The sequence below is a fragment of the Massilia sp. ZL223 genome, from assembly GCF_018119395.1.
Taxonomy (GTDB): domain Bacteria; phylum Pseudomonadota; class Gammaproteobacteria; order Burkholderiales; family Burkholderiaceae_D; genus Telluria.
In genome coordinates this window covers 22,420-37,335 of record NZ_JAGPWD010000007.1, presented here as the reverse complement: position 1 = coordinate 37,335, position 14,916 = coordinate 22,420, and the positions used below count along the sequence as shown (strand labels likewise).

The window sequence follows — 14,916 nt, the reverse complement described above, 5'->3', positions numbered from 1 at the left end:
GAGGCGGCGTTTTTCATTGGTGCGCCCGCTTCAGCAAGCCCGCAGGCCCGCCAGGTAGGTGTCGACCACATGCCCGCCCACCGCAAGCAGCTCGAAGCTGGTGGGTTCGAAGATCCAGTTGCGGATCAGGCCATCGATCATGATCCAGCAGCCCATCGCCGACTCGCGGGTGCCGAGCTCGGGCCGCAGCATGCCCTTCTCCTTCGCCTGCTTCAAATGGCCTTCCATCTTGTCCTGCCACAGGCCGATCGATTCGCGCCGGCGCGCGCGTACCGAGTCGACTTCGTCCACGAACTCGGTCTTGAGGGTGGCGATCTCGAACACGCGGCGCGCCTTTTCGTCCTCGGCCACGATGCGCAGCACCGTCATCATCTCGTCGCGCAGGCATTGCAGCGGGTCGGTGACTTCGCGCTGCTCCAGCACCTGCATCGCTTCTTCGATCGGGAACTTGCCGCGGTCCATCATCGCGTTGAACAAGGCGCCCTTGTCCAGGAAATGCCAATAGATCGCACCGCGCGTCACGCCCGCCGCGCTTGCTATATGCTGCAACGTTGTCCTTGAAACGCCTTGTTTCGCGAACAATATTTCCGCTGCGTCTAGAATACTGTCGCGGGTCGCGGCCGCTTCTTCCTTGGTACGACGGGCCATCTTTGAACGCCTATTCCAAAAATCGGATGACAAAACAATTTACATACAATCGTGATAGTATATAAAACTGACTGCAAAATCCAGCGATGATATCGCTCTCACGGGAGAAGTTGTTGTTGTGAGAGTGCGTCATCCTGTTTCATTAACTAGAAGGAAGCATGTAATGCGCTCTGCCAACTCCTCTTCCCTGTCCATGACCCGGGTTGCCGCCGCTACCCTGGCGGCCCTGGTGCTGCTGTCCGCCTGCGGCAAGAAAGACGCAGCCGCCCCTGGCGCCGGGGGCCCCGGCGGCCAGATGCCGGCCCCGGAAGTCGGCGTCATCACCACCAAATTCGAACCGGTCGCCCTGCAGACCGAATTGCCGGCGCGCGCCGAGCCGGTCCGCACCGCCCAGGTGCGCGCTCGCGTCAACGGCGTCGTCCTGAAGCGCCTGTTCACCGAGGGAAGCGAAGTCAAGCAAGGCCAGTCGCTGTTCCAGATCGATCCGGCGCCTTACCAGGCCCAGCTTAACAGCAGCCAGGCGGCGCTGGCGCGCGCCCAGGCCACCCTGAACCAGGCCAGCGCCCAGGCCAAGCGCTACGCGCCGCTGGCCGAAGCCAAGGCGATCAGCGAACAGGAATACACCAACGCCGTCGCCGCCCAGAAGACGGCCGAGGCCGAAGTGGCGGCCGCCCGGGCCCAGCTGCGCGTCTCGCAGATCAACCTCGGCTATTCCAACGTCTACGCCCCGATCTCCGGCCGCATCGGCCGCGCCCTGGTGACCGAAGGCGCGCTGGTGTCCGCCGCCGAAGCCACCGAAATGGCGCTGATCCAGCAGACCAACCCGATGTACCTGAACATCACCCAGTCGGCCAGCGAGCTGCAGCGCCTGCGCAAGCAGGCCGGCGCCTCGAAGCTTGCATCAAGCCTGCCGGTCACCGTGATGCTGGACGACGGCACCGAAATGCCGGTGCGCGGCAAGCTGCTGTTCTCGGACGTGACCGTGGATCCGAGCACCGGCCAGGTGACCCTGCGCGCCACCGTGCCGAACGCCGACAACGCCCTGCTGCCGGGCCAGTACGTGCGCGTGCGCCTGGCCCAGGCCGAACTGCCGAACGGCATCCTGGTGCCCCAGCAGGCCGTCACCCGCGGCGGCGCTCAGGGCGACACCCTGACTGTGATCGGCGCCGACAACAAGCCGGTCCCGCGCACCGTCAAGATCGCCTCGCAGAACGGCCAGAACTGGGTCGTCACCGAAGGCCTGAAGGAAGGCGAGCGCGTGATGGTCGACGGCTTCCAGAAGCTCCAGATGCTGCCGCCGGGCACCCCGGTCAAGACCGTGCCGTGGACGCCGAAGGCCCAGACGGCCGCCGCGCCGGCCCCGGCAGCCGCGAAGTAAGCAAGAACAGGAACTCCAATGGCACGCTTTTTCATTGACCGCCCTATTTTCGCCTGGGTGATCGCGCTGTTCATCATGGTGATCGGCGGCGTCTCGATCACCCAGCTGCCGATCGCGCAGTATCCGAACGTGGCTCCGCCATCGATCGTGATCAACGCCGCCTACCCGGGCGCCTCCGCACAGACCCTGGAAGACTCGGTCATCTCCGTCATCGAACGCGAGATGAACGGCTCGCCGGGCCTGATCTACATGGAATCGAGCAGCTCCGCCAACGGCAGCGGCTCGATCACCCTGACCTTCGAAACCGGCACCAACCCGGACCTGGCCCAGGTGGACGTGCAGAACCGCCTGTCGCGCGCGGCTCCGCGCCTGCCGCAGGCGGTGAACCAGCAGGGCGTGCGCGTCGACAAGGTGCGCGCGAACTTCCTGCTGTTCACGATCCTGTCGTCGGACGATCCGAAGTGGGACCCGATCGCGCTGGGCGACTACGCCTCGCGCACCGTGCTGCCTGAACTGCAGCGCATCAAGGGCGTCGGTACCGCCCAGCTGTTCGGCACCGAGCGCGCGATGCGCGTCTGGATCGACCCGGCCAAGCTGGTGGGCTTCCGCCTGTCCCCGGCCGACGTCAACAACGCGATCCGCAGCCAGAACGCCCAGGTGGCCTCGGGCACCATCGGCGAACTGCCGCTGGCCGCCGGCCAGGAAATCAACGCGACCGTGGTCGTGACCGGCCAGCTCTCGACCGTCGAACAGTTCGGCAACATCGTGCTGCGCGCGAATCCGGACGGTTCCACCGTGCGCCTGAAGGACGTGGCGCGCATCGAGATCGGCGGCCAGGGCTACGCCACCTCGGCGCGCCTGAACGGCAAGCCGTCGACCGGTATCGGTATCCAGCTGGCGCCGTCCGGCAACGCGCTCGAAACCGCGAAGCTGATCAAGGCGCGCATGGAAGAACTGTCGAAGTTCTTCCCGGCCGGGATGAAGTACGCGATCCCGTTCGACAGCTCCAAGTTCATCGACATCTCGATCGAGCAGGTGGTGCATACCCTGATCGAAGCGATCGTGCTGGTGTTCCTGGTGATGTACCTGTTCCTGCAGAACATCCGCTACACCCTGATCCCGACCATCGTGGTGCCGGTCGCCCTGCTCGGCTCCCTGGCTACCCTGCTGGCGCTGGGCTTCTCGATCAACGTGCTGACCATGTTCGGCATGGTGCTGGTGATCGGTATCGTGGTCGACGACGCCATCGTGGTGGTCGAGAACGTCGAGCGCATCATGAGCGAGGAAGGCTTGCCGCCGCTGCAGGCCACCCGCAAGGCGATGGGCCAGATCTCCGGCGCGATCATCGGCGTGACCGTGGTGCTGATGTCGGTGTTCGTGCCGCTGGCCTTCTTCGGCGGCGCGGTCGGCAACATCTACCGCCAGTTCGCGGCCGTCATGGTGTCCTCGATCGCCTTCTCGGCCTTCCTGGCGCTGACCCTGACCCCGGCGCTGTGCGCCCACCTGCTCAAGCCGGTGGAAGCAGGCCACCACCACGAGAAGAAAGGCTTCTTCGGCTGGTTCAACCGCAAGTTCACGGCCACCGCCAAGAACTACGAGAGCTGGGTCGCGCGCCTGCTGCGCGGCACCGGCCGCGCGATGCTGGTGTTCGTGGTCGTGACCGGCGTGGTCGCCCTGCTGTTCACGCGCATGCCGAATTCCTTCCTGCCGAACGAAGACCAGGGCTACGTGATCGCCAACATCCAGCTGCCGCCGGGCGCGACCCAGGAGCGCACCAGCGAGGTGATGCGCCAGGCCGAAGCCTTCATCATGAAGCAGCCGGAAGTCGCGAACATGGTCAGCGTGCTGGGCTTCTCGTTCTCGGGCTCCGGCCAGAACATGGCGCTGGCCTTCATTCCGCTCAAGGACTGGAGCGAGCGCAAAGGCGACGGTTCGAGCGCGCAGGCGCTGGCCGGCCGCATCATGGGCGGGCTGTCGGGCGTGCGCGACGCCTTCATCTTCGCGCTGTCGCCGCCGCCGATCCCGGAACTGGGCCGCGGCACCGGCTTCACCTTCCGCCTGCAGGACCGCGGCGGCAACGGCCACAACGCCCTGCTGGCGGCGCGTAACCAGCTGCTGGGCATGGCGGCGCAGAGCAAGATCCTGGCCGGCGTGCGTCCGGAAGGCCTGGAAGACGCGCCGCAGGTGATGCTCGACATCGACCGCGACAAGGCGCAGGCCCTGGGCGTGACCTTCGATGCGATCAATACCGCGATCTCGACCTCGCTCGGCTCGGCCTACGTGAACGACTTCCCGAACGCCGGCCGCCTGCAGCGTGTCGTGGTGCAGGCCGAGGCCAGCGCCCGCATGCAGCCGGACGACCTGCTGCGCCTGAACGCGATGAACGTGCAGGGCCAGCCGGTGCCGCTGTCGTCCTTCGCCACCACGCGCTGGATCACCGGTCCGATGCAGACCATCCGCTACAACGGCTATCCGGCGATGAGCATCGCGGGCGACGCCAAGCCGGGCTATTCGACCGGCGACGCGATGGCCGAGATGGAACGCCTCGCGGGCCAGCTGCCGTCCGGCTTCGCCTTCGAATGGACTGGCCAGTCGCGTGAAGAGAAGCTGTCCGGTTCGACCATGGGCATCCTGATGGCCTTCTCGATGCTGGCGATCTTCCTGGCGCTGGCGGCGCTGTACGAGAGCTGGTCGATTCCGGTCTCGGTGCTGCTGGTGGTGCCGCTGGGCGTGCTCGGCGCGATCCTGGCGGCGATGCTGCGCGGTTATCCGAACGACGTGTACTTCAAGATCGGCCTGGTGACCATCATCGGCCTGGCGGCGAAGAACGCGGTCCTGATCATCGAATTCGCGAAGGACCTGCAGGCGCAGGGCAAGTCGCCGATGGAAGCGGCGATCCAGGCGGCGCACCTGCGCTTCCGTCCGATCATCATGACCTCGCTGGCTTTCATCCTGGGCGTGCTGCCGCTGGTGATCGCCGGTGGCGCGGGTTCGGCATCGCAGCGTGCGATCGGTACCGGCGTCATGGGCGGCATGATCACCGCGACGACCCTGGGCGTGCTCTTCGTTCCTGTATTCTTCGTCGTGATCCGCAAGTTCTTCAAGGGCAGCGAGCGCCAGCGCAAGAAGTACGCGCATGAAGAAGAAACCGTCGTCGTGGACAAGAAAATATGATCAAACACATCAAACTCATCGTGACTCCGCTGGCGCTGGCTATGGCGCTGGCAGGCTGCATGTCGCTGGCGCCCAAGTACGAGCGTCCGGCGGCGCCGGTGGCGGGCAGCTTCCCTGGCGTGCCGCGTGCGGCCACCGCACCGGCCAACGCGGCCGCCACGGAAGCGGCAGCCAACATGGAATGGCAGCGCTTCTTCGCCGACGCGCGCCTGCGCCAGCTGATCGAGCTGTCGCTGGCCAACAACCGCGACCTGCGCATCGCCATCGCCAACATCGAGCAGGCGCGCTCGCAGTACCGCATCCAGCGTGCGGACCGTCTGCCGACGGTGGGCGCCGCCATCACAGGCCAGCGCCAGACCACCGGCGAAGACGAACCGATCAACAGCGTCTACCAGGCCGGCTTCACGGTCTCCAGCTTCGAGCTCGACCTGTTCGGCCGCGTGCGCAACCTGTCGGATGCGGCGCTGGCGCAGTACCTCGCCACCGAGGAAGCGCGCAAGACCACGCAGATCAGCCTGGTCGCTTCGGTCGCCAACGCCTACCTGCAGCTGCTGGCGGACGAGGAATTGCTGTCCCTCGCCCAGCGCACCGTGCAGACCCGCGAGGAGTCGGACAAGCTGACCCAGCTGCGCTTCGAGAACGGCGTCGTGTCGCGCCTCGAGCTGCAGCAATCGCGCTCGCTGGTCGAGACCGCGCGCACCACCTTGGCGCAAGCCCAGCGCCAGCGCGCGCAGGACATCAACCTGCTGACCCTGCTGGTCGGCCAGCCGCTGCCTGAGCTGCAGCCGGGCGCGGTCACCCTCGCGGCGACCGAGCTGCCGGACCTGCCGGCCGGGCTGCCGTCCGACCTGCTGGCCAGCCGCCCGGACATCCGCGCGGCCGAGCAGCAGCTGATCGCCGCCAATGCCAACATCGGCGCGGCGCGCGCCAACTTCTTCCCGCGCATTTCGCTGACGGGCAGCGTGGGCAGCGCCAGCACCGAGCTGTCGGGGCTGTTCAAGAGCGGATCGTATGGCTGGACCTTTGCGCCGCAAGCGGTCCTGCCGATCTTCGACTACGGCCGCAACACCGCGGTGCTGGGTTCTGCCCGTGCGCAGCGCGATGTCGCGGTGGCCCAGTACGAGCGCTCGATCCAGACGGCCTTCCGCGAAGTGGCGGATGCGCTGGCGGGACAGGCGACCTTCAGCGAGCAGCTGCGCGCCCAGCGTGCCGTGGCCGAGGCGGAAAGCGAGCGCTTCAACCTGTCGGACCTGCGTTACCGGAATGGGGCGGCGAGCTACCTGGATCTGCTGGATGCGCAGCGTTCGCTGTTCCAGGCGCAGCAGCTGGCGATTCAGGCGAACCTGCAGCGTTTGCAGAATCAGGTCACCCTGTACCGCGTGCTGGGCGGGGGATGGACGGAGCCTGCGGCGCCGGTCGCGGCGCGCTGAGCGACTTTATCGGAACGGGCCTTCGGGCCCGTTTTTTATTGCAGTGGTGTGCGCGAAGCTTGGGTTCCGCAACTCGCGTACGCCCTTGCCCAGCCGCTTGCGCAACAAGGACCGCAGCGTCACCCCATCCTTATACCCGACCTGCTCCGCAATCCGCTCCACCGAAGAATCGCTCGTTCTGAGCAAATGCACCGCCCGCTCGATCCGCAGATCCTGCACATGCTCGACAGGCGTCTTCCCCAAGGTATCCGCCATCCTTCGCGCTAGGGTACGCTTGCTGGTCGCCAGCGCCCCCGCCGCCGCCTCCAGGCTGAAACGCTTCGCCAGATGCTCCCGTGCCCACCGGTCGAAGCCGGCAACGAGCGGATCGTGGTGCAGCAGATGATCCGAGATCACATACGCACTCTGGCTCGGCCGCGCATCGACGATCAGGTAGCGCGCTACCAATGCCGCCAGCTCGGGACTGGACTGCCGGATCAACCACAGCGCCAGGTCCAGGTGCCCCAGCGCCGCGCCCGCGGTGACGAACTGCCCCGACTGCACCACCATGCGCCGCGCGTCCAAACCCACATGCGGATGGCGTTCGCGGAACATCGGCGTCAGCCACCAGGTGCAGGTCGCCTCATGCCCGTCCAGCAGCCCCGTCTCCGCCAGCACGAAGGCGCCGATGCAGGGCGCCGCGATGCGCACGCCCTGCTCCGCCCAGCGCCGCAGCGCCAGGCCCGCGTCGCGGACTTCCTCGCTCGCCAGCGCTTGCGCCAAAGGCTCCGGCATCTTGTACCCGATCGCCGGTACGATCACCAGGTCCGGCACGCCGCAGCTCTCCACCGGCACCACCGGCACGCCCAGCCCCTGCGCGCTGCGCACCTCGGCGCGCACACCGGCCAGCGTGAGTTCGAAGGGCGCGTGCGGCCCGGCCAGTTCGCCGGCAGTGCGGAATGCATCGAGCACCGTGGCCAATCCGGTGTCAAATACGGCATTCAGGGCGAGGACGACGATGCGCATGGCAAATTCGGTATCGATATAGTCAATTCTGCCAGTTTCTCATTGCCACCCGCCGCTGTACAGTGACGCTTGCTTCGAATAAGGAGAAACACCATGTTCCAGAAAACCCTGGTCGCCGGATGGGGCGACATGGACTTCAATGCCCACATGCGCAATACCGCCTACCTCGACAAGTCGGCCGACGTGCGCATGATGTATTTCGCCGAGCACGGCTTTCCGATGAGCGAGTTCATGCGCCTGCAGCTGGGGCCGGTGGTGATGCGCGACCAGATCGAGTACTTTCGCGAATGCCGCCTGCTCGACGAGATCACGGTCACCTTCGAGATGGCGGGGCTGTCGGAGGACGCCAGCCGCATGAACCTGCGGAACACCTTTTACCGCGAGGGCGTGCTGCGCGCGCGCGTGACCTCGCTGGGCGGCTGGTTCGACCTGCGCCAGCGCAAGCTGACCGTCCCGCCCCCCGAGCTTGCCGACCTGCTGCGCAGCCTGGCGCGCACCGAGGATTTCGCCGGCCTGCCGGGGAGCGCGCGCTGATCCGGCGTGTTGAAGCGCGGAATTGATTGCGCGCGGACGCGGGCCGGGAACGATTTGGCTACACTGGACGCATCGACCGCTTGATGCGCCTTGGGCGCTTGCCGGCCATGCGACAATTCTTGCACACACACTGGAAGCTGATTGCGATCCTGCTTGCCATCGTGCTGGCGCTGATCACGGCGGAAATCGATTCCGCCCCCGCCGCGCCGCCGCTGACGGCGCGCCTGCGCGCCCACGTGGAAGCGACGTCCACCACGGCGCCTGATGCTTCCGGACGCTATATCGAGACCACGCTCAAGCGCTTCGGCTACGCGCCTGTGCGCGTACGCCAGGCGCGCGATATCGAAGTGTCGATTGCGAACCTGGCGCCGGGCGCACGGCCCGAACGCGTCTTCATCGTCGGCGACCGCGGCGGCGGCACGGCGGCAGTGCTGGAGCTGGCGCGCATCCTGAAGACCATGCAGCCCAGCCGCGGCACCGAGATCCGCTTCGTATTCTTCGCCGATCAGGCGCCCGTGGAGAGTGCGGATGGGCTGCCGGAGGCAGGCAGCTTCATCGCCTTCGCCGGCACCATGGAGGCGTCGGCGCGGGTGCGCCAGGCGCTGGACGCCTTCAGGGAACAGACGGAAACGCTGGATCACGGCCTGGCGGCGCCGGCCCATGTGATGGGCGTGACCCTGTCGGACCATCGCAGCCGCGAGCGTCCCGGCTCCCCTGCCCTGTTGATCACCGAGACCGGCTTCCTGGACTACCCCTACCATCGCACTTCGGAGAAAGTGGACGTGGACGGCATGGCGCGCGTGGTCAGCGGCCTGGCGCGCACCATCACCGCGCTCGCCGGCGCGGTACGCACCTAGCAGCTCACTCGGCCAGGAACATCTCCTGCAGGTCGTTCAGGAAGCGCTGGCCCAGTTCGGTCGGGCGGATCAGCTTGTGGTCGCGGTAGAGCAGGCCCTTGGCCTCGGCCTCGTTCAGGGCTTTGCCGATGGTGCTGATGCTCATGCCGGTGCGCTCGCCGAACAGGTTCGGATCGAAGCCGTCGACCAGGCGCAGCGCGTTGAGCATGAATTCGAAACCCATGTCGGCGCGGCCGATCTCGCGCTCTTCCTGCACCGGGTTGCCGCGCCTGGCCGCCTCGATGAAGGAGGCCGGCTGCTTGAAGCGCGCCTGGCGCAGGATGCGGTGCGGGAAGGAGATCTTCGAATGCGCACCGGCGCCGATGCCGAGGTAGTCGCCGAACTGCCAATAGTTCAGGTTGTGGCGCGCGCGGCGGCCCTTCTGTGCGTAGGCCGATACTTCGTAGTGTTCGTAACCCGCTGCGGCGGTCACCTCCGCGATCATGTCCTGCATGTCGGCGCTGGTGTCGTCGTCCGGCAGCTGCGGCGGATACTTGGCGAACACGGTGTTCGGTTCCATCGTCAGGTGGTACAGCGACAGGTGCGGCGGCTCGAAGGACAGCGCGGTCTCCAGGTCGTGGCGGGCTTCGTCCAGCGACTGCGAGGGCAGCGCGTACATCAGGTCGAGGTTGAAATTGTCGAAGGTGGATTTCGCGATCTCGACCGCGCGGAGAGCCTCGTCGCCGTCGTGGATGCGGCCCAGTGCCTTGAGGTGGGCCGGGTTGAAGCTCTGGATGCCGATCGACAGGCGGTTGACGCCGCTGCTGCGATAGGCCTTGAAGCGCTCGGATTCGAAGGTGCCGGGATTGGCTTCCATCGTGATCTCGGCGTCGAGCTCCAGCGGCAGCAGGGTGCGCACCATGGCCAGCAGCTGGTCCAGGGCTTGCGCCGACATCAGGCTGGGCGTACCGCCGCCGATGAACACCGTGTGGATCTTGCGGCCCCAGATCAGGGGCAGCGACTGCTCCAGGTCCAGGCGCACGGCGTCCAGGTATTCCTGCTCGGGCACCTCGCCCTTGGCCTCGTGCGAATTGAAATCGCAGTAGGGGCACTTGCGCACGCACCAGGGCCAGTGGATGTAGAGCGACAGCGGCGGCAGCGCGGTCATGTTCAGCGCGCCCGGCTGCAGGTATTGCAGCGCGGCGGTGGCGGGATTACGGGGCTCGCTCGGCGCTGGGCCAGCGACTTTAATGGGGATCATTTCAGTTTCTCGACGAGCGCACGCAGGGCCTGGCCGCGGTGCGACATGGCGTTTTTCCGGGCCGGGTCCAGTTCGGCGGTGGTTTGTCCAAGCGACGGGATCAGGAAGTGCGGATCGTAGCCGAAGCCGTTGGCGCCGCGCGGCTGGTCGATGATTTCCCCGTTCCAGCGGCCGTCGGCGATCACCGGCTGCGGGTCGTCCGCGTGGCGCACGTAGACCAGCACGCAGTAGTAATAGGCCGACTTGTCGGCCTGAAGGGCCAGGTCGGCCACCAGCTTCTCATTGTTGCGGGCGTCGGATTTCGGTTCGCCCGCATAGCGCGCCGAATAGACGCCCGGTGCGCCGCCCAGGGCGTTCACGCACACGCCCGAATCGTCGGCCAGCGCCGGCAGGCCGGTCAGGCGCGCGGCGTGACGGGCTTTGGCCAGCGCGTTTTCGACGAAGGTGCCGAACGGCTCTTCCGCTTCCGGGACATTGAATTCGCCTTGCGGGTGCAGTTCGAAACCGATGGGTTCGAGGAGCTGGGCGAATTCCTTCAGCTTGCCGGCGTTGTTGGAGGCGAGGATCAGGCGTTGGGTCATGGTGTGTGTGGGAGTGGGTTCTGCGGAGGGGGGATATTTTACTGCTTTGAGCTAGTGCTTGCTCTGGTGGCTGCGCTGCGAACTTGGGCGGAACAATGCCAGTGGCATTGTTCCGGCCTTCGCCGGGACGACGGTCTTAGAGCTTGCCACTTCGACCAGCACGTCGTTCCGGCGAAGGCCGGAACCTAAGTTTGCTTGCTAAATCGCCAACCCCAGCGCCTGCCGCTGCAGCTTCACGAGATCCGTAATCCCCAGCTGCGCCAGGTCCAGCAAGCGATTCATCCCGGCCCGATCAAACGCCGCCCCTTCAGCCGTGCCCTGCACCTCGATAAAGTGCCCCGCCTCGGTCATCACCACATTCATATCGGTATCGCAATCCGAATCCTCGACATAATCCAGGTCCAGCACCGGCGTGCCGCGATACACGCCCACCGAGATCGCCGCCACGAAGTGCCGCACCGGCACCGCGGCCACGACGCCCCGGCCCACCAGCGCGTTGAAGGCGTCATACGCCGCCACCATCGCGCCGGTAATCGACGCCGTGCGCGTGCCGCCATCCGCCTGGATCACGTCGCAGTCCAGGTGCAGGGTGCGTTCGCCAAACGCTTCCAGGTCGAACGCCGCCCGCAGCGAACGCCCGATCAAACGCTGGATCTCCTGCGTGCGGCCGGTCTGCTTGCCGCGCGCGGCCTCGCGGTCCATGCGGGTGTGGGTCGAGCGCGGCAGCATGCCGTATTCGGCCGTCAGCCAGCCCTGCCCCTTCCCTTTCAGGAAAGGCGGCACCTTATCTTCGATGCTGGCGGTGCAGATCACCTTGGTGTCGCCGCATTCGATCAGGACCGAACCCTCGGCATGCTTGGTGTACTGGCGCGTGATGCGGATCGGACGCAGCTGGTCGACCGCGCGCCCGCTCGGGCGGTGTTCAAATGTCATGTCTTGGTTTCCTATTTATTTCTTATTTGAGTAACTGGGAAGACTTCTCGATCGCCTCGCGAATCTCGGCGATCGCCTTTTCGATCTCGTCCTCGTCGAACGCGTCGGTCTCGGAAGGCGCCGGCTGGCCGGCGGTGATCGTCGAGCTGACTTCGTCCTCGGGCAGCATCTGGGTAGAGATGATGTTCTTCATGTCGGCGCCCGGCACATCAGCCCCTTGCCACATGATACCGAGCGCCGTGGTGTTGTCGGCGCGCGCGCCGCCGATCGCGGTCGCCATCGACACCATGTCCGGAATCGCCTGGACGATGGTGGAGGTCGAGAGCCGGTGCAGGATCTCGCTGTCGGGCAGCATGCCCCACAGGCCGTCGGAACACAGCAGCAGCACGTCGCCCGGTTCCAGGCTGGCCTGGCGCGACAGTTCCACCTTGGGCGTGCCGGACGCGCCCAGGCAGTTGTACAGCTTGTTGCGGTCCGGGTGCGTGTTGCGTTCCGATTCCAGGGCCTTGCCCTTCTCGATCAGGTATTCCAGGTGCGAGTGGTCGCGCGTGCGCGCCAGGATCTGGTTGCGGCGCAGCCAGTACAGACGCGAATCGCCGCAGTGCGCCCACATCGCGCAATTGTGCTGCACCAGGCAAGCGACCACCGTGGTGCGCGGGGTGTCGGGCAGCTGGTGCCTGGCCGCGTAATCGAGGATGTCGCGGTGCGCCTGCTGCAAGGCCTCTTCCAGGAAGCGCTCGGGCTTCTTCACATACGGCTTGGCCTGCATGCGGAACATCATCGAGATGGTCTGCAAGGCGATGGTGGCGGCGATCTCCCCGCGCAGGTGGCCGCCCATGCCGTCGGCCAGCACCAGCAGCAGCGCGTCGCGCGTGAAGCTGTAGCCCATGCGGTCCTGGTTGACCTTGCGCCCGCCGATGTGGCTTTGCTGGTAGACGGAAAACTGCATGACGGCTCCTTAGCTCCCTGCTTTGCGGCCGAAACCGAGCCGGCCGGCCAGCCCGCGCCAGCCGGATGGGCGCTCTTCTTCGGCGGATTCCGGCTCGGGAACCGGCACCGCAGGCGCGGCCTGCAGCATCTTCTGGATCGCGAACACGCTTTGCGGGCGCGCCAGCGGATCGAGCGCCAGGCAGGACCGCACCATGGCCACCAGCTCGCGCGAATAGCGCAATTCCAATGCATCCAGTTGTCCCGGCAGCTTGTCCTCCAGCCTGCGCGCGTCCACCGCCTGCGGCGTGGTGCAGGCCATGCACGCGAACATGGCCGCGCCGATGCTGTAGATGTCGGTCCACGGGCCCAGGGCCGTGCCCTTGGCGCTCAGCTCCGGCGCGGCGAAGCCCGGCGTGTACATCGGCGCCAGCATGGGCGCGTCGATGTTGATGGTCTGGCGCGCGGCGCCGAAGTCCAGCAGCAGGGGCGAACCGTCGGTGCGCAGGTAGATGTTGGCCGGCTTGAGGTCCAGGTGCAGCAGCTTGTTGGCGTGGACTTCGCGCAGGCCGCCGCAGACGCCGTTGAATACCTGGCGCACGAACTGCTCTCCCAGGCGGCTTCCGCGCTGGGCCGCGCGCGCGATATGGTCTTGCAGGGTGTGGCCGGATTCGTAGGCCATCACCATGTAGACCGTTTCGTTCGCGCGGAAGAAATTCACTACCCGCACCACGTTGGGGTGGACGATCTTGGCCAGCGCCCTGCCTTCTTCGAAGAAGCATTTCAGGCCGATGCGGAAGATCGGTAAATTCGGCTTTGAAACCACCGGTATGAGCTCGCCCGGTTGGCGCAAAGCCAGCGCGCTGGGGAGGTATTCCTTGATGGCGACCGCGTTGCCCTCGGCGTCATATGCCAGATAAACAATACTGAACCCACCGGACGCAATTTTCTTTACAATGCGGTATCCGGCAATTTCCAGGCCATCGGGCAGGGGTGCGTTATTCTGAGTGGCCATCCAAGTGGGTTTCCTTGCTAAACAGGACGATTGTGTGGATAAATATCGGCTTTGTAAAGAATAAGAGCGTCCGAGAAAGCCCTCAGGGCAAGGCGCATCGTCGAAGACAGTACATCAGTACGGCGAGACGATGCAACGCCGCCATGAGGGTTTTATCGGGCGCTCTATAAAAACCGGGGATCCCTTTGAGCATTTCAAGCATGACTGGCTATGCGGTCGCCACCAGCGAAGGCGCTGCCGGCACCCTCACGATCGAGATCAAGAGCGTCAACTCGCGCTTCCTCGATCTTCAGTTCCGCATCAACGACGAGCTGCGCGCGCTGGAACCCGACCTGCGTTCGGCCATCATGGCCGCCATCACCCGCGGCAAGGTGGAAGTGCGCCTCTCCTTCGGCCGCAAGGCCAGCGGCGGTTCGCAAGCCCTCAACCAGGAGCTGCTGAACGACCTCGCCCGCCTGCAGGCCGAAGTCACGCGCCACTTCGCGTCCGCGTCCCAGATGAGCGTCGCGGAACTGCTGCGCTGGCCGGGCGTGATCGAGGAATCGACCATCGGCCAGGAATCGCTCCAGGCCGACGTCGCGGCCCTCACCAAGACCACCATCGAAGCTTTCGTGGAAAGCCGCAAGCGCGAAGGCGCGGCGCTGGAAGCCATGCTGCAGTCGCGCATCGATTCGATGGAAGCCATCGTCAAGCGCATCACCCCGCTCATCCCCCAGGTGATTGCGCAATTCCAGCAAAAGGCCATCGAGCGCATGCAGGACGCGCTGGGCCTGGCCGGCCATGGCAACGGGACGACCCTGACGCGCCAGGAAGTGCTGGAGCGCATCCGCCAGGAAGTGACCCTGTACGGCATCCGCATCGACGTGTCGGAAGAGCTGTCGCGCCTGTCGGCCCACCTGAACGAAACCCGTCACATCCTGAAGAAAGGCGGCCAGGTCGGCAAGCGCCTCGACTTCATGATGCAGGAACTGAACCGCGAAGCGAACACGCTCGGCGCCAAGGCCTCGGTCAAGGAACTGGCCGATGCCTCGATGGAGCTCAAGCTGCTGATCGAGCAGATGCGCGAGCAGGTGCAGAACCTCGAGTAATCAACGCTTCGCTGGACGCGTGGACGGGGGACCCGTCCACCCTACGGGTACGATCACGTAGGGTGGACGGGTTTCCCGTCCACGCGTTCAACGTTAACATCAGTAA

The 14,916-nt window shown here is 65.8% G+C and carries 13 protein-coding genes; 6 read left to right on the top strand and 7 right to left on the bottom strand.

Annotated features, from left to right (window positions below; all coding sequences use genetic code 11):
* Positions 1-30: 30 nt before the first annotated feature.
* Positions 31-648, bottom strand: coding sequence for a TetR family transcriptional regulator (locus KBW95_RS07015; protein ID WP_211524473.1), 618 nt, complete (start codon positions 646-648; stop codon positions 31-33).
* Between the two features lie 163 nt (positions 649-811).
* Here KBW95_RS07015 and KBW95_RS07010 point away from each other — a divergent pair, with 163 nt between their 5' ends.
* Genes KBW95_RS07010 through KBW95_RS07000 form a run of 3 tightly spaced genes read left to right on the top strand, consistent with a single transcriptional unit; the run spans position 812 to position 6,630 of the window.
* Complete coding sequence (locus KBW95_RS07010) at positions 812-2,026, top strand: efflux RND transporter periplasmic adaptor subunit (RefSeq protein ID WP_211524474.1); 1,215 nt, start codon at positions 812-814, stop codon at positions 2,024-2,026.
* 18 nt (positions 2,027-2,044) lie between these two features.
* Entirely contained in the window at positions 2,045-5,200 is a 3,156-nt protein-coding gene (locus KBW95_RS07005) for an efflux RND transporter permease subunit (protein WP_211524475.1), read from the top strand.
* Positions 5,197-6,630, top strand: coding sequence for an efflux transporter outer membrane subunit (locus KBW95_RS07000; RefSeq protein WP_211524476.1), 1,434 nt, complete (start codon positions 5,197-5,199; stop codon positions 6,628-6,630). The genes KBW95_RS07005 and KBW95_RS07000 overlap by 4 nt, the downstream gene beginning before the upstream one ends.
* Before the next feature lie 6 nt (positions 6,631-6,636).
* Here the strand turns inward: KBW95_RS07000 and KBW95_RS06995 are convergent, their stop codons facing one another.
* Entirely contained in the window at positions 6,637-7,635 is a 999-nt protein-coding gene (locus tag KBW95_RS06995) for a GlxA family transcriptional regulator (RefSeq protein WP_211527815.1), read from the bottom strand.
* A 93-nt stretch (positions 7,636-7,728) separates the two neighbouring features.
* Between KBW95_RS06995 and KBW95_RS06990 the strand changes: the two genes are divergently transcribed.
* Together KBW95_RS06990 and KBW95_RS06985 are read left to right on the top strand one after the other, a co-directional pair.
* Positions 7,729-8,169 carry a thioesterase family protein gene (locus KBW95_RS06990; RefSeq protein WP_211524478.1) on the top strand — a complete coding sequence of 147 codons (441 nt, stop codon included), beginning with the start codon at positions 7,729-7,731 and terminating at the stop codon, positions 8,167-8,169.
* 119 nt (positions 8,170-8,288) lie between these two features.
* Positions 8,289-9,026 carry a hypothetical protein gene (locus KBW95_RS06985; protein WP_211527814.1) on the top strand — a complete coding sequence of 246 codons (738 nt, stop codon included), beginning with the start codon at positions 8,289-8,291 and terminating at the stop codon, positions 9,024-9,026.
* 4 nt (positions 9,027-9,030) lie between these two features.
* On the opposite strand, the gene hemW is transcribed toward KBW95_RS06985, so the two are convergent.
* From hemW to KBW95_RS06960, 5 genes are all read right to left on the bottom strand, one after another.
* Positions 9,031-10,266, bottom strand: coding sequence for a radical SAM family heme chaperone HemW (gene hemW, locus KBW95_RS06980; RefSeq protein WP_211527813.1), 1,236 nt, complete (start codon positions 10,264-10,266; stop codon positions 9,031-9,033).
* Positions 10,263-10,847 (bottom strand): RdgB/HAM1 family non-canonical purine NTP pyrophosphatase, encoded by a 585-nt coding sequence (gene rdgB, locus KBW95_RS06975; RefSeq protein WP_211524481.1) that lies wholly within the window; start codon positions 10,845-10,847, stop codon positions 10,263-10,265. The genes hemW and rdgB overlap by 4 nt, the downstream gene beginning before the upstream one ends.
* A gap of 198 nt (positions 10,848-11,045) precedes the next feature.
* Positions 11,046-11,780: a ribonuclease PH gene (rph, locus tag KBW95_RS06970; RefSeq protein ID WP_211524482.1), complete on the bottom strand. Its 735-nt coding sequence runs from the start codon at positions 11,778-11,780 to the stop codon at positions 11,046-11,048.
* A 22-nt stretch (positions 11,781-11,802) separates the two neighbouring features.
* Positions 11,803-12,729, bottom strand: coding sequence for a PP2C family serine/threonine-protein phosphatase (locus KBW95_RS06965; protein WP_211524483.1), 927 nt, complete (start codon positions 12,727-12,729; stop codon positions 11,803-11,805).
* Between the two features lie 9 nt (positions 12,730-12,738).
* Positions 12,739-13,722 carry a serine/threonine-protein kinase gene (locus KBW95_RS06960; RefSeq protein WP_211524484.1) on the bottom strand — a complete coding sequence of 328 codons (984 nt, stop codon included), beginning with the start codon at positions 13,720-13,722 and terminating at the stop codon, positions 12,739-12,741.
* Between the two features lie 200 nt (positions 13,723-13,922).
* Between KBW95_RS06960 and KBW95_RS06955 the strand changes: the two genes are divergently transcribed.
* The gene (locus KBW95_RS06955; RefSeq protein ID WP_211524485.1) at positions 13,923-14,810 is read left to right on the top strand and encodes a YicC/YloC family endoribonuclease; all 888 of its coding nucleotides are present in this window, start codon (positions 13,923-13,925) and stop codon (positions 14,808-14,810) included.
* Positions 14,811-14,916: the final 106 nt, after the last annotated feature.

Coding starts and splice junctions, on each gene's coding strand:
- KBW95_RS06995 (WP_211527815.1), bottom strand. CDS start 7,635: ATGCGCATCGTCGTCCTCGCCCTGAATGCCGTATTTGACACCGGATTG.
- KBW95_RS07005 (WP_211524475.1), top strand. CDS start 2,045: ATGGCACGCTTTTTCATTGACCGCCCTATTTTCGCCTGGGTGATCGCG.
- KBW95_RS06965 (WP_211524483.1), bottom strand. CDS start 12,729: ATGCAGTTTTCCGTCTACCAGCAAAGCCACATCGGCGGGCGCAAGGTC.
- hemW (WP_211527813.1), bottom strand. CDS start 10,266: ATGATCCCCATTAAAGTCGCTGGCCCAGCGCCGAGCGAGCCCCGTAAT.
- rph (WP_211524482.1), bottom strand. CDS start 11,780: ATGACATTTGAACACCGCCCGAGCGGGCGCGCGGTCGACCAGCTGCGT.
- KBW95_RS06955 (WP_211524485.1), top strand. CDS start 13,923: ATGACTGGCTATGCGGTCGCCACCAGCGAAGGCGCTGCCGGCACCCTC.
- KBW95_RS06990 (WP_211524478.1), top strand. CDS start 7,729: ATGTTCCAGAAAACCCTGGTCGCCGGATGGGGCGACATGGACTTCAAT.
- KBW95_RS07015 (WP_211524473.1), bottom strand. CDS start 648: ATGGCCCGTCGTACCAAGGAAGAAGCGGCCGCGACCCGCGACAGTATT.
- KBW95_RS06960 (WP_211524484.1), bottom strand. CDS start 13,722: ATGGCCACTCAGAATAACGCACCCCTGCCCGATGGCCTGGAAATTGCC.
- KBW95_RS07000 (WP_211524476.1), top strand. CDS start 5,197: ATGATCAAACACATCAAACTCATCGTGACTCCGCTGGCGCTGGCTATG.
- rdgB (WP_211524481.1), bottom strand. CDS start 10,847: ATGACCCAACGCCTGATCCTCGCCTCCAACAACGCCGGCAAGCTGAAG.
- KBW95_RS07010 (WP_211524474.1), top strand. CDS start 812: ATGCGCTCTGCCAACTCCTCTTCCCTGTCCATGACCCGGGTTGCCGCC.